Origin of the sequence: Streptomyces sp. SLBN-31, assembly GCF_006715395.1 — a bacterium.
Lineage (GTDB): Bacteria > Actinomycetota > Actinomycetes > Streptomycetales > Streptomycetaceae > Streptomyces.
Genome location: NZ_VFNC01000001.1, coordinates 1,356,763 through 1,370,915, shown reverse-complemented (window position 1 = coordinate 1,370,915; position 14,153 = coordinate 1,356,763). Strand labels below are relative to the sequence as shown.

10 protein-coding genes and 1 pseudogene are annotated in these 14,153 nt (G+C 69.8%); 3 read left to right on the top strand and 8 right to left on the bottom strand.

The annotated features are described in order from the left end of the window. The first annotated feature begins 74 nt into the window (after positions 1 to 74). A complete protein-coding gene (locus tag FBY22_RS06385; RefSeq protein ID WP_142143077.1) occupies positions 75 to 1,622 on the top strand; it encodes an MFS transporter in 1,548 nt (515 codons plus the stop codon). Positions 1,623 to 1,999: 377 nt separating this feature from the next. On the opposite strand, the gene FBY22_RS06380 is transcribed toward FBY22_RS06385, so the two are convergent. The 3 genes from FBY22_RS06380 to FBY22_RS06370 form a co-directional block, all read right to left on the bottom strand. Next, the gene (locus tag FBY22_RS06380) at positions 2,000 to 2,917 is read right to left on the bottom strand and encodes an ADP-ribosylglycohydrolase family protein (RefSeq protein ID WP_142143075.1); all 918 of its coding nucleotides are present in this window, start codon (positions 2,915 to 2,917) and stop codon (positions 2,000 to 2,002) included. Between the two features lie 12 nt (positions 2,918 to 2,929). Further along, a complete protein-coding gene (locus FBY22_RS06375) occupies positions 2,930 to 3,589 on the bottom strand; it encodes a histidine phosphatase family protein (protein WP_142143074.1) in 660 nt (219 codons plus the stop codon). A gap of 108 nt (positions 3,590 to 3,697) precedes the next feature. After that, a complete protein-coding gene (locus FBY22_RS06370; RefSeq protein WP_142143073.1) occupies positions 3,698 to 4,303 on the bottom strand; it encodes a YdbC family protein in 606 nt (201 codons plus the stop codon). A 159-nt stretch (positions 4,304 to 4,462) separates the two neighbouring features. Between FBY22_RS06370 and FBY22_RS06365 the strand changes: the two genes are divergently transcribed. Further along, positions 4,463 to 4,996 (top strand): TerD family protein, encoded by a 534-nt coding sequence (locus FBY22_RS06365; protein WP_142143072.1) that lies wholly within the window; start codon positions 4,463 to 4,465, stop codon positions 4,994 to 4,996. Between the two features lie 6 nt (positions 4,997 to 5,002). Here FBY22_RS06365 and FBY22_RS06360 read toward each other — a convergent pair whose 3' ends face one another. The 3 genes from FBY22_RS06360 to nrdR form a co-directional block, all read right to left on the bottom strand. Continuing rightward, positions 5,003 to 5,713, bottom strand: coding sequence for a DUF6215 domain-containing protein (locus FBY22_RS06360; RefSeq protein ID WP_260844966.1), 711 nt, complete (start codon positions 5,711 to 5,713; stop codon positions 5,003 to 5,005). Between the two features lie 172 nt (positions 5,714 to 5,885). Beyond that, on the bottom strand, positions 5,886 to 8,792 hold the full coding sequence (locus FBY22_RS06355; protein WP_142143070.1) for a vitamin B12-dependent ribonucleotide reductase: 2,907 nt from the start codon (positions 8,790 to 8,792) through the stop codon (positions 5,886 to 5,888). A 165-nt stretch (positions 8,793 to 8,957) separates the two neighbouring features. Beyond that, positions 8,958 to 9,518 (bottom strand): transcriptional regulator NrdR, encoded by a 561-nt coding sequence (gene nrdR, locus FBY22_RS06350; RefSeq protein WP_142143068.1) that lies wholly within the window; start codon positions 9,516 to 9,518, stop codon positions 8,958 to 8,960. Positions 9,519 to 10,120: 602 nt separating this feature from the next. On the opposite strand from nrdR, the gene lexA reads away from it, so the two are divergent. After that, a complete protein-coding gene (gene lexA, locus FBY22_RS06345) occupies positions 10,121 to 10,900 on the top strand; it encodes a transcriptional repressor LexA (protein ID WP_142143067.1) in 780 nt (259 codons plus the stop codon). 127 nt (positions 10,901 to 11,027) lie between these two features. Here the strand turns inward: lexA and FBY22_RS06340 are convergent. Further along, positions 11,028 to 12,988: pseudogene (locus tag FBY22_RS06340) on the bottom strand (ATP-dependent DNA helicase). 278 nt (positions 12,989 to 13,266) lie between these two features. Next, positions 13,267 to 14,145 carry a GNAT family N-acetyltransferase gene (locus tag FBY22_RS06335; RefSeq protein WP_142143065.1) on the bottom strand — a complete coding sequence of 293 codons (879 nt, stop codon included), beginning with the start codon at positions 14,143 to 14,145 and terminating at the stop codon, positions 13,267 to 13,269. Positions 14,146 to 14,153 lie beyond the last annotated feature (8 nt).

Here is a 14,153-nt window from a genome sequence, read left to right as displayed (position 1 = left end):
ACTATCGGGGACTCACTACCTTTGACGCGACAGTGAACGCGGGCGTTCACTAACGCTTCCGTGGGGGACCCATAGTGACAACCTCTCAGTTGATCAAAGATCAGAAGCCGGGTGCGGCTCGCCGGGGCGGCCGCCCCGGCGTCGCGCTCGCGGTCATCGCGGCCTGCCAACTCATGGTGGTCCTCGACGCGACGATTGTGAACATCGCGCTGCCGCACATTCAAGACGCGCTCCAGTTCAGCACGACCGACCTCACCTGGGTCGTCAGCGCCTACACACTCACCTTCGGCGGCCTGCTGCTCCTGGGCGGCCGGGCCGGCGACATCCTCGGTCGTCGCCGGGTCTTCATGACCGGCATCCTGTTGTTCACCCTCGCCTCGCTGCTCGGCGGCCTCGCCCAGGAGCCCTGGCAGCTGCTGGCCGCGCGGGTCCTGCAGGGCATGGGAGGCGCGATCGCGTCGCCCACCGCGCTGGCGCTCATCACCACCACGTTTCCCGAGGGACCCGAGCGCAACCGGGCGTTCGGCGTCTTCGCGGCGGTCTCCGCGGGCGGCGGTGCCATCGGACTGCTCTCCGGCGGCATGCTCACCGAGTGGCTGGACTGGCGCTGGGTGTTCTTCGTCAACGTGCCGATCGGCCTGGTGATCATCCTTCTCGCGCCGGTCTACATCAACGAGTCCGAGCGCCATTCGGGGCGCTTCGACATCGCGGGCGCCGTGACCTCGACCGCGGGCATGGCCTCGCTCGTCTACGGCTTCATCCGCGCTGCGGACGAGGGCTGGCGGGACAGTCTGACCGTCGGGTCCTTCGGCGCCGCCGTGGTCCTGCTGGCGGCCTTCGCACTGATCGAGTCCCGGGCCAAGGAGCCCATCACGCCGCTGCGGATGTTCGCCGACCGCAACCGCTCGGGCACGTACGTGATCATGCTGAGCCTGGCCGCGGCGATGTTCGGCATGTTCTTCTACATCGTGCTCTTCGTGCAGAACGTGCTGGGGTACAGCCCGATCCAGGCCGGCCTCGCCTTCCTGCCGGTGACGGTCGTGATCGCGCTCGGCGCGGGTCTGTCGCAGCGGTTCCTGCCCCGGTTCGGCCCCAAGCCGTTCATGCTCACCGGCTCCGCGCTCGCGGTGGTCGGACTGACCTGGCAGACCATGATCAGCTCGGACAGCTCCTACGTCGGCGGGGTGCTCGGTCCGATGCTGGTCTTCGGCTTCGGCATGGGCCTGAACTTCGTGACGCTGACGGTGACCGCGGTCTCCGGTGTCGCCCAGCACGAGGCGGGTGCGGCCTCGGGTCTCCTCAACGCCATGCAGCAGGTGGGCGGTTCGCTCGGGCTGTCCATCCTGACGACGGTGTTCGGCTCGGCCAGCAAGGACGAGGCGTCGAAGCAGCTTCCGAAGTTCCTCGCCGACGGTTCGCCGGAACAGAAGGCGGAGTTCGCCAAGACGCATCAGCTGCCCGGCACATGGGGGCACGAGGTGCTCGCCCACGGCATCTCGGTGGGCTTCGTCGCCGCCGCGGCAATGGCCGTACTGGCACTCGCGACCGCCTGGCTGGTGATCCGGGTGCGGAAAAGCGACCTGGAGGCTCTCGCCGGAACGGCGGGCCCGGGCATCGGCTGACCCGATCCCGCCCGCAGAGGGACGGCCGGACCGGGTCCAGGGGACCGACGGCGAGGACGCCGGTCCGGCCGTCCGCACACCCGCGGCGCCGCGCGACGCCGACGCCACCGGTGGCGCTGCTGCCAGGAACCGCATGACCCCCACCCCCCAGGACCTACGTGTGCCACCCGCGTCATCTCGCCCCGCCACCAGCGGGGCCGACACATGCACAACGCACGACCGGTCACGCAGAGTTCCCGGCGAACACGGAGAGTTTCAGCCAGCCGCCACGCAGCGACACCGGCCGACTGGGCAGAGGACGTAGAGCCACCCGCCCACACGGCACTGCACCGCTGCACCGCACCGCACTGCACCGCACCGCTGCACCGCACCGACCGTCAGGCCGAAGCCGCTCGCGCCCTCGGTGCCCAGTCCGGCAGTGTTTCCGTCCGCGCGGTCCAGTCGGCCGGCGGCTCCCCCGCCCTCGTCGAGGCGACCACGCCACCGACGATCGCGCAGGTGGTGTCCACGTCTCCGCCGACCTGGGCGGTCGTCCAGAAGGCCCGCTCGTAGTCGCCGAGGGCCCGCGCGGCCGACCAGAGGGCGAAGGGCACCGTGTCGTGGGCCGTCGTACGCCGTCCGCAGCCCAGTACGGCCGCGACGGTGCCCGGGTCGCCGTAGTCGAGCATGTCCCGGGCGCGCCGCAGGCCCGCGCCGACGGCGCTCTTCGGGACGAGCGCGACGACGCCGTCGAGGAGCGCCTCGGGGCTCGGCGGTCCGGCGGGCGCGGCCACCAGCGCGGCGGCGGCCGCCACGGCCATGGCGCCGACGACGGCCTCGCGGTGCTGGTGCGTGGGGTAGGCGGAGATCTCCGCCTGGTGCGTCGCCTGCTCCGGGTCGTCCGCGTACCAGGCGCCCAGGGGTGCGATCCGCATGGCCGCGCCGTTGCCCCAGGAGCCCTGGCCGTTGAAGAGCGCGGCGGCCAGTTCGCGCCAGTCGCCGCCCTCGCGGACCAGCCGCAGCAGGCGGTTGACGGCGGGGCCGTAACCCCGGTCGAAGTCGTGGTGGTGGGCGAAGGACTGGGCGAGGGCGTCCTGGTCGATGCGGTCGTGGGCGGCGAGTACGGCGACCACGGAGCAGGCCATCTCCGTGTCGTCGGTCCACTGCCAGAAACCGGGCGGCAGCTCGCGGCGCTTGAGCAGCGGATAGTTCGCCGGCACGAAGAACTGCGAGCCCAGGGCGTCCCCGACGGCCAGTCCACGGAGGCTGGCCAGGGCGCGGTCCAGGCGCCCGGCGGAGGAGGAGTCAGGGGTCATATGCGCGCCACTCTATCCGGTGATCCCGTACGGCTCCGGGTCCCGCCAGCGTTCGAAGGGCCGGTCGAGCTGGTACTTGCCGTCGTCCCCGAGAACGAGCATCCGCATCTCCGCGTTCCCGGGGTTCGACAGGGACTCGAACTCCGCGACAGTCCAGTGGAACCAGCGCATGCAGAACAGCCGCATGGCCAGGCCATGGGTCACGAGCAGCACGTTCGGCGGGTGGTCGGGGTCCTCGAAGCTGCGGAAGAGGCTCTCCAGGAAGCCCCCGACCCGGTCGTACACGTCGGCGCCGGACTCGCCCTGGGCGAAGCGGTAGAAGAAGTGCCCGTACGCGTCCCGGTAGGCCTTCTGGAGGCGTACGTCGTCGCGGTCCTGCCAGTTTCCCCAGTCCTGCTCGCGCAGCCGGGGCTCCTCGCGCACCCGGATGAGGTCGGGGTCGAGGTGGAAGGAGCGCAGGGTCTCGTGGGTGCGGCGGTACGGGGAGACGTACACGCTGACGCGCTCGCGGCCGAAGACCTCCCGCAGCCGTTTGCCTGTCTCCTCCGCCTGCTCCCGGCCACGCTCGGTCAGTGCGAGCGCGTGGTCGGGTTCGCGCTCGTAGACGGTGTCATCAACATTGCCCCTTGACTCCCCGTGCCGGACAAGGACGATGCGCCGTGGTCGTGCCATGCGGAAACCCTAGATCGAGTGACGGCCGATCGTTCACTCGTACGGGCTCCATACGGCGTAGGTCACACAGTTCCCGCGCCGCGAGCCGCGTCCGGACGGGTCCGGTTCTCACACCGTCCAGGTCGGTTCGAGCGCCACGATGTCCCCGGTGAGGGCCGCGACGTCCGCCTCGATCTGGGCGCGCAGGGCGAGCCGCTCGACCCGCTCGGCGCGGTACTTGCCGTGTTCCGCGGCCGACCGCCACATGGAGAGCACCAGGAACTCGTGACCGGGGGCCTCCCCGAACAGCCCGCGGATCATGCCCGGCGAGCCGGCCATGGCGGGGTTCCAGACCTTCTCCTGCATCAGGGTGAAGTGCTCGGCGCGCTCCTCGTGTACGCGGCACAGGGCCACGCGCACCAGGTCCGCGTCCGTGAAGCGCGGCTCGAAGCCGGTCTTCACGTCGAAGCGGTAGTCGAACAGCTTGACCTGGGTGTCCTTGAACGTGCCGGACTGCGACGCGGCGAGCCGGTCGTGGGAACGCGCCATGAAGGAGTCGTAGAAGGAACGGCTCTCCCAGAAGGAGAAGATGTGCGCCACACCGGGTCGCCCCCGGCTCCAGCCACCGCCCTGTCCCCGAAACCCCGGCTCCCCCAGAAGCCCCGCCCACTTTCGCTGCCCCCGCTCGAACCCGCGGCGGTCCACCACGGTGCAGCGAATCCACTTGACCAGCACCGCGCCATGGTAAGGCCAGGAGCGTGGCGCCGGTCACGCTCCGGCGGACAGCTCCGGGGCACGCGCGCCCACGCGCGTGGCAGGATGGACAATCGGCCTAGTGCGCAAGGGAGTTCGGGCCGGACTGGGTACATGCGGAAACGGGGAAGGGGAAACCTGGTGAACGCCGTCAACAAGGGGATCCGCAAGGTCGAGGTCGCGGTCAAGTGGGATCCGAGTCCGGCGGGGCAGCCACCGACCGATCTGGACATCGTCGCCGCCACCTACCCGTCGGGCGACCCGTACGGCGATCCCGCCTACGTGGTGCACTTCGACAGCCGGTCTCCCGACGGCACCATCTATCTCAACCGGGACAGCAGGGACGGCAAGGGCTTCGGCTGGGACGAGATCATGACGCTGGAGCTCGACCGGCTCAGCGAGCGCTACGCGCGCGTGGTGGTCGGCGTCCTCATCCAGCCGCGTCCGGAGCCGCGGACCTTCGTCAGCGTCATCAACCCGGGTCTGCGCATCCGCGAGGGCTACACCGTCCTGGCCGAGGACGACTTCGGTGACGTACTCGGCGCGACGGCGGCGACCGTCGCGGAGTTCGTCCGCGACGGGTCCGGAGCGTGGGACTTCCACCCAGGGATCCACGGCCACGAGGACGACCCGGAGACGTTCACCAGGACCATGGGCCGCGCACACCAGCCCTGATCCCCCTCAGCCCGTGCGCCAGCCCGGAACCGTCGGCAGTACCTTCTCGGCGACGCGGAACAGCGCCGTGTCGTCGGGCGTCGCGAAGTCCTGGCGCCAGAGGGAGACCTCGTAGAACCCGCCGCCGTCCTCGGCGTCCCTGGCGACCAGCAGGCTCCTGGCGATGCCGCCCGGGCCGGTACTGGCCTTGCCGCCGCCCAGGTTGAAGCTCAGGGCGATGGTGCGGTCCGAGTAGAGGACCGCGGGATGTCCGAGGACCGTCCTGCGCTGCGCGGTGGCGCCGAGGAAGGCGGCCATGTCGGCCACCGGGACGTCGTCGTCGGACACCGAGAGCTTGAGGGAGTACGTCTTCAGATCGACGTTCGCCTCCGGGGTGCTGGTCTTGCTGCCGTCGGCGGAGGTGATGGTGCTCTCGTTGCCGTCGGCGGTCTGCGCGTACTCGTCCGGGATGCCGAGCAGCGCGGGCAGGTCCGGTCGGTTCAGGGCCGTGCACAGCTGGGCCCCGGTCACGCCCTTCGACGGCTTTGTACGGTGCGCGGCCCCGCACTTGGCCGGCCCGCTTTCGGCGGGCCCCTGTCGCAGGGTCCCTCCGAGCGCCCACAGGGCCAGCGCCAGGCCTCCGACCGCCACCACCGCGGCGATCGCCTGGGCCCCCGCGCTCATGCCCTTCTCGGGCTCAGTCGCTGCTCTTCCGGAGTCGGCGAAACCGTCGACCATGTCCCCCACGTTCCCACCCTGACGTTCGCGCCGGTCGTGCGCCGGGGGAGCCTAACCTGTGAACACCCTTTGGGGGAACAAGTTTTCGCTTCTCGACGAAAGGGGGCGGTGGAGCCGGAACCCGGCTCCACCGCCCTCCTCTCACAGCCCATTCAGCCGCGCTGGCGCGGCATCAGCTGCAGCCGCTGGTCGAGCCGCAGCCCTCGCAGATGTAGCAGGAACCGGCGCGCTGCATCTTCGTACCGCAGGAGAAGCAGAGCGGGGCGTCGGCCTGGATGCCCATCTGCATCTCCACCAGTTCGGCGCTGGTGTGGGCCTGCTTCGGGGCGGGCTTGGCCGCCTCGACCTCGGCACGCGGCGTGGCGACGGCCTTCAGCTCCTGGGCGCGCGGCGCCGACTGGGCCAGGCCCTCGACGTCGACCTCGTCCTCGTCCATGGACTGCTCGTACGAGCCGGTCTCCAGGTGACGCTGGCGCTCCTCGGCGGAGTGGATGCCGAGCGCGGACCGCGTCTCGAAGGGCAGGAAGTCCAGCGCCAGGCGGCGGAAGATGTAGTCGACGATCGACTGCGCCATCCGCACGTCCGGGTCGTCCGTCATACCGGCCGGCTCGAAGCGCATGTTGGTGAACTTCGAGACGTACGTCTCCAGGGGCACGCCGTACTGGAGGCCGACGGACACGGCGATGGAGAAGGCGTCCATCATGCCCGCGAGGGTGGAGCCCTGCTTGGACATCTTCAGGAAGACCTCGCCGAGACCGTCGTCCGGGTAGGAGTTGGCGGTCATGTAGCCCTCGGCGCCGCCGACCGTGAACGACGTCGTGATGCCGGGACGACCCTTCGGGAGGCGCTTGCGGACCGGGCGGTACTCGATGACCTTCTCGACCGTCTCGCGGATGGTCGCCTCGGCCTTCTCCGTGACCTCGGCCTTCTCCTTCTCCTTGGTCTTGGCGGAGAGCGGCTGGCCGACCTTGCAGTTGTCGCGGTAGATGGCGAGCGCCTTGACGCCCATCTTCCAGGCCTCGAAGTAGACCTCCTCGACGTCCTCGACGGTCGCCGACTCCGGCAGGTTGACCGTCTTGGACAGGGCGCCGGAGATCCACGGCTGGATCGCGGCCATCATGCGGACGTGACCCATCGCGGAGATGGAACGCTCGCCCATGGCGCAGTCGAACACCTCGTAGTGCTCGTGCTTGAGGCCGGGGGCGTCGATCACATTGCCGTGCTCGGCGATGTGGGCGACGATCGCCTCGATCTGCTCCTCCTGGTAGCCCAGGCGACGCAGGGCCTGCGGGACGGTGCCGTTGACGATCTGCATCGAGCCGCCGCCGACCAGCTTCTTGAACTTGACCAGGGCGAGGTCGGGCTCCAGGCCGGTGGTGTCGCAGGACATCGCCAGACCGATGGTGCCGGTCGGGGCGATGACGGACGCCTGGGAGTTACGGAAACCGTTCTTCTCGCCGAGGCGCAGCACGTCCTGCCAGGCCTCCGTGGCGGCGGCCCAGATCGGCGTGTCGAGGTCGTCCATGCGGACGGCCTTGGTGTTGGCGTCGGCGTGCTGCTTCATCACGCGGTTGTGGGCGGTCGCGTTGCGGACGTAGCCGTCGTACGCGCCGACGACCGCGGCGAGTTCGGCGGAGCGCTTGTACGACGTGCCGGTCATCAGGGAGGTGATGGCCCCGGCGAGGGCGCGGCCGCCGTCGGAGTCGTAGGCGTGGCCGGTCGCCATCAGCAGGGCGCCGAGGTTGGCGTAGCCGATGCCGAGCTGGCGGAACGCGCGCGTGTTCTCGCCGATCTTCTGGGTCGGGAAGTCCGCGAAGCAGATGGAGATGTCCATCGCGGTGATGACGAGCTCGACGACCTTGGCGAAGCGCTCGACGTCGAAGGACTGGGTGCCCTTGCCGTCGTCCTTGAGGAACTTCATCAGGTTCAGCGAGGCGAGGTTGCAGGACGTGTTGTCCAGGTGCATGTACTCGCTGCAGGGGTTCGAGCCGTTGATGCGGCCGGACTCCGGGCAGGTGTGCCAGCGGTTGATCGTGTCGTCGTACTGGATGCCCGGGTCGGCACAGGCCCAGGCGGCCTCGGCCATCTTGCGGAACAGGGCCTTGGCCTCGACCTCTTCGATGACCTCGCCGGTCATCCGCGCGCGCAGGCCGAACTTGCCGCCCTGCTCGACGGCCTTCATGAACTCGTCGTTGACACGGACCGAGTTGTTGGCGTTCTGGTACTGGACGGACGTGATGTCGTCGCCGCCCAGGTCCATGTCGAACCCCGCGTCGCGCAGGGCGCGGATCTTCTCCTCCTCCTTCACCTTGGTCTCGATGAAGTCCTCAATGTCGGGGTGGTCGACATCCAGGATGACCATCTTGGCGGCACGGCGGGTGGCACCACCGGACTTGATGGTGCCGGCGGAGGCGTCGGCGCCGCGCATGAAGGAGACCGGACCGGAGGCGTTGCCACCGGAGGAGAGCAGCTCCTTGGAGGAGCGGATGCGGGAGAGGTTCAGGCCGGCACCGGAGCCGCCCTTGAAGATCATGCCCTCTTCCTTGTACCAGTCGAGGATCGACTCCATGGAGTCGTCGACGGACAGGATGAAGCAGGCGGAGACCTGCTGCGGCTGGGGCGTGCCCACGTTGAACCAGACGGGGCTGTTGAAGCTGAAGATCTGGTGCAGGAGGGCGTACGCCAGCTCGTGCTCGAAGATCTCGGCGTCCGCGGGAGAGGCGAAGTACTTGTAGTCCTCGCCGGCCTTCCGGTACGTCTTCACGATGCGGTCGATGAGCTGCTTGAGGCTCACCTCGCGCTGCGGGGTGCCGACCGCGCCGCGGAAGTACTTGCTGGTGACGATGTTGACCGCGTTCACCGACCAGAAGTCGGGGAACTCGACGCCGCGCTGCTCGAAGTTGACCGAGCCGTCGCGCCAGTTGGTCATGACGACGTCACGGCGCTCCCAGGTCACCTCGTCGTACGGGTGCACGCCGGGGGTGGTGTGGATGCGCTCGATACGCAGGCCCTTGTTCGCTGCCGCCTTGGTGCCCTTGGCGCGGGAACTCCGTGCCGGACCGCTCGCCGTCTCTGTCATGCCGCCTCCCTGTACGGGCGAAAACGCCCTGAAGTGCCACGATGTTCCCGAGGCACGGTGTTCTGTCTGGTGTTGCGGGCACCCACTCGCTACCGCCCGCAACAGGTCTTCATCGCCGCCGAACCGGCCGGATCCGGGATCCTGGGCCCGGTTCCGGCTCGCCGGTCAGTCGGCGGCGTGGGCGGGCTCGGGGACCTGCACGGTCCCTCCTGGCCCGCCGTCGTCTTCCTGGCTCCCCGCGACAGCGTCCCGGCGGTCTTCGTCGTCCGCGGCTGCGCTGCGCGTCCCGTCCCTCAGTTCCGCGATGGCCGCCTCGAAGTCCTCGAGCGAGTCGAACGCCCGGTAGACGGAGGCGAACCGCAGGTAAGCGACGAGATCGAGTTCCTGCAACGGGCCGAGTATGGCCAGCCCCACGTCGTGGGTGGTCAGTTCGGCGCTCCCGGTGGCCCGCACCGCCTCCTCGACCCGTTGGCCGAGCTGGGCGAGCGCGTCCTCGGTGACAGGCCGTCCCTGGCATGCCTTGCGCACGCCGTTGATGACCTTCGTACGGCTGAAGGGCTCGGTGACTCCGGACCGCTTGACCACCATGAGCGAGCACGTCTCCACGGTCGTGAAACGACGGGAGCAGTCAGGGCACTGGCGGCGCCTGCGGATCGACGTGCCGTCGTCGGTCGTACGACTGTCGACCACCCGGCTGTCGGGGTGCCTGCAGAAGGGGCAGTGCATGAACTCCAACCCTCCTCACGGCACAGCAGACTCAATAGCCTCGCCGGGCCTCACGGGCCCCTCGAAGCAGCCCCAAGCATAGGCGATCTCGGAGGTGCGGAAGCCACCGGGGATCGCAAAGAAACACAACTTGTGGGCTGGCGTAGCCATCCAACCACTAGATGTAGGGCCTGGTTCATAAACCCTGGCCATCCCGCGTGTCGCGCACAGAGAGGTCGACACCGTGTACCCAGAGCCGCTCCGGATAACCCGCGAACCCTCGGACACGGAACCCGGGAGTGCACGGGCGTACCGTTCCGGCACATGCGGAGATACCGTGGGCGCCGCAAGGAGAGGGCGTGGGACTCCCGCACAGATGGGGGGCCGTTCCCGGTTGACGGGATGCCGGATGGCAGACTGGGCCAGCGACCCACGAGGCCGTCACCCCGGCGGTGAAGAGTACAACAATGCGCCCCTTTGTCCGCCAGGAAACGCGTTAGCCATACACCCAGACACATGATCAAGTCAGGCGATCCACACTTTTTCACTCGAACGTGTGTTTGGCGCAACCTTTCGAAAGCAACTACCGTTGTCCAGCAGGGAGACCATCGAGAGGGGCCGACGTGACCACCACCGCAGACAGTGCCACCATCACTGCCCAGGACCGCTCCCAGGGCCGACTCGAGCCGGTGCATGCGATGAACGAAGCCGTGAACCCAGAGGCGCACAAGCGGTCCCTGCCGGGCCGACCTCCAGGTATCCGGGCCGACAGTTCGGGGCTCACCGACCGGCAGCGCCGGGTGATCGAGGTCATCCGGGACTCGGTGCAGCGACGCGGCTACCCGCCGTCGATGCGGGAGATCGGCCAGGCGGTCGGCCTCTCCAGCACCTCCTCCGTCGCACACCAGCTGATGGCACTGGAGCGCAAGGGCTTCCTGCGCCGCGACCCGCACCGCCCGCGGGCCTACGAGGTCCGCGGCTCCGACCAGGGCGCCGCCGTGCAGCCCACCGACACCGCCGGCAAGCCGGCCGCGTCGTACGTCCCGCTGGTCGGCCGTATCGCCGCCGGTGGCCCCATCCTCGCCGAGGAGTCGGTCGAGGACGTCTTCCCTCTCCCCCGCCAGCTGGTCGGCGACGGCGAGCTGTTCGTCCTGAAGGTCGTCGGTGACTCGATGATCGAGGCCGCGATCTGCGACGGCGACTGGGTCACCGTCCGCCGTCAGCCCGTCGCGGAGAACGGCGACATCGTCGCCGCGATGCTCGACGGAGAGGCCACCGTGAAGCGCTTCAAGCGCGAGGACGGCCACGTCTGGCTCCTGCCGCACAACTCCGCCTACGAGCCGATTCCCGGCGACGACGCGACCATCCTCGGCAAGGTGGTGGCCGTGCTGCGGCGTGTCTGACCGCTGCGGCGGGCGGTTCCTCGTGGGTACCGCCTTCTGACCGGGCCCCGGAACCCCTGCGCCGGTTCCGGGGCCCTGCACTGTCCGGGGTCGGTCCGTCAGGTCATCACGACGGACCGGCCCTCGGTCATTCGGCTTCCGCCCGCTTCGCGACCGCGTCGATCGCCGCCAGCGACCTGCGGACCTGGTTGCGGTCCGTGGTGAACCAGAAGTCCGGCAGCGACGCCTTCAGATAGCTGCCGTACCGCGCGGTGGCCAGCCGCTGATCCAGTACGGCGACCACGCCGCGGTCGCCCGACGCCCGTACGAGGCGGCCGGCGCCCTGGGCCATGAGCAGCGCGGCGTGGGTCGCGGCGACCGCCATGAAGCCGTTGCCTCCCGCGTCCTCCACCGCCTTCTGCCGGGCGCTCATCAACGGGTCGTCGGGGCGGGGGAACGGGATCTTGTCCATGACCACCAGCTGACAGCTGGGGCCCGGGACGTCGACGCCCTGCCAGAGCGACAGCGTGCCGAAGAGACAGGTCTGCGGGTCGGCCGCGAAGTTCTTGATCAGTTCGCCCAGTGTCTCCTCCCCTTGGAGGAGGATCGGGAACTCCGGGATCCGGGACCGCAGTTCCTCGGCCGCGAGCTGCGCGGCCCGCATCGACGAGAACAGGCCCAGGGTGCGGCCGCCGGCCGCCTGGATCAGCTCCGTCAGCTCGTCCAGCATGTCCGCGCGGTCGCCGTCGCGCGCCGGGCGCGAGAGGTGCTTGGCGACGTAGAGGATGCCCTGCTTGGGGTAGTCGAAGGGGGAGCCGACGTCGACGCCCTTCCACTTCGGCAGGTCGTCGCCCTCCGTGCCCTCCGGGGCGAGCCCGAGCGAGGCACCCACCCCGTTGAAGCCGCCGCCCAGCTTCAGCGTCGCGGAGGTCAGCACGACCGAGCGGTCCGCGAACAGCTTCTCGCGCAGCAGGCCCGAGACGGACATGGGAGCCACGCGCAGGGAGGCACCGAAGCGGTCGTGGCGCTCGTACCAGACGACGTCCCACTCGGAGCCGTTCGTGATCCGCTCCGCCACGTCGTGCACCGACTCCACCGAGGCCAGGGCCTGCTTGCGCACCGCGTCCTCGTCCTGGACGGACTTGTCGCGCGTCGCACCGATCGCCGAGATCACCGTACGGCAGGCGTCGCGCAGCGCCATGAGGGCGTAACCGAGGTCCTCCGGGATCTCCTCCAGGCGGCCCGGCAGGGCCAGCTCCATCAGCCGCTCGAAGCCCTCCGAGGCGGTCTGGAGTTGGTCCGCGGCCTTCTCGTTGACCAGCTTGGCGGCGCGGCGCACCGCGCGGTTGACCTGCCCGGGGGTGAGCTCGCCGGTGGCGACGCCGGTGACCCGGGAGACCAGTTCGTGCGCCTCGTCGACGATCAGCACCTCGTGCTGCGGCAGCACGGGCGCGCCCTCGATCGCGTCGATCGCGAGCAGCGCGTGGTTGGTGACGACGACCTCGGCGAGCTTGGCGCGCTCGCGGGCCATCTCGGCGAAGCATTCGGCGCCGTAGGCGCACTTCGTGGCGCCCAGGCACTCGCGGGAGGAGACGGACACCTGGGACCAGGCGCGGTCCGAGACACCCGGGGTGAGGTCGTCGCGGTCACCCGACTCGGTCTCGTCGGCCCAGTCGCGCATCCGCAGCAGGTCCTGGCCCAGCTTGCTGGTGGGCGCGGCGGCCTCGAACTGGTCGAAGAGCCCTTCCTCCTCGTCCTGCGGGACGCCCTCGTGCAGGCGGTGCAGGCACAGGTAGTTCGACCGGCCCTTGAGCATGGCGAACTCCGGGCGGCGGCGCAGCAGCGGGTGCAACGCCTCCACCGTGCGCGGCAGGTCCCGCTCCACGAGCTGGCGCTGCAGGGCGAGCGTGGCCGTCGCCACGACGACGCGTTCCCCGTGCGCGAGCGCGGGCACGAGATAGCCCAGCGACTTTCCCGTGCCGGTGCCGGCCTGGACCAGCAGATGGGAACCGTCGTCGATTCGGCCATGGTCACCTGGCCGGGGCGCTCCGTACCGCCGACGGCGGTGACGGCAGCATGCAGGAGTTCGGGGAGTGAGGGCTTCGTCATAGCGCGACCACCCTACGGCCCGGCACTGACAATCGGGTGATCAAGGCGAGGACGAGGGACGGGATCAAGACCGGGAACTCCTCCGCGGGGTTTCGACTCGGATCGACCCGGATCGGTCCGGAGCGTTGCGGATCGACTCGGAGCGGTCTGGATAGGTTTGCGGCCCGGTTCGGACCGCTGTGAATCCGTCCGGACCGCTCTGGACCGCTCTGGATCGCTCCGGACCGGTTGCGGCACGGCGTCACAGCAGATCGCTCCGGACCGGTCGCGGCACGGCGTCACAGCAGATCGCGCAGGGTCCGGTCCCGGACCATGAGGGCGGCCCGTTTGTCGGGCAGGTCGACCTCGGCGGAGAACCGGAAACCGGCGGTGAGGAAGGCGGCGACGGAGGGCGTGTTGCGGAGCGCTGGTTCCGCGACGACGCGTGCGCATGCCGGCCTCCTGTCCAGGGCGAGGTCGGCCACCGCTCGAAGGAGCGCGCTGCCGAGACCTCGCCCCCGGTCGGCGACCTCACCGATGAGGAGATGGACGCCGGTGTCATGGGGTCGCGCGGGATAGTGGCGGGCCAGCGGGTCGAGGTCCGCCCGGTAGATCTCCCAGTAGCTCATCGGAGTGCCCTCCAGCACGCCGACGCACGGAACGCTGCGGCCGTCACCGTCGAGCTGGGCCCGCAGATGCTCCCCGGTCACGCTCTCGGCACCGGCGAGCTCCCAGAATTCGGCGACGGCCGGGTCGTTCATCCAGCGGGTGATCAGCGGCAGGTCCCGCTCGATGGCCACGGGGACGAGGTGGAAGGTGCCGACGGGGGTAGCGACGGGACCCCATTCGGCGACACGATCGAGAAGATCGTGATCGATCGTGGCGGGGAAGCGGTGCGGAGCCGTGGCGGAGAAGAGGTGTGGAGCCGTACCGCCGTCCGGCCCCGGCCCGTCGTCCGCGCCGCCCTGCTCCTCGAGGAGGGCGAGCAGTTCGTCGGGCAGACGCAGGTCCAGCGTGTCCTCGCAGTCCGCGGCGGCGGTGTCCGCGGCCTCGCGGTCCGCGGCCACGGGCGTTGAGGCCACGTCGGTACTGCTCTCGGCCGGGCACGTGCCGGTCGGATCACCGCTGTCGGTGCCGGTGGCGGGGGCTGCGTGGGCGCTGGCGTCGGTGGGAGGCACCGCGACGC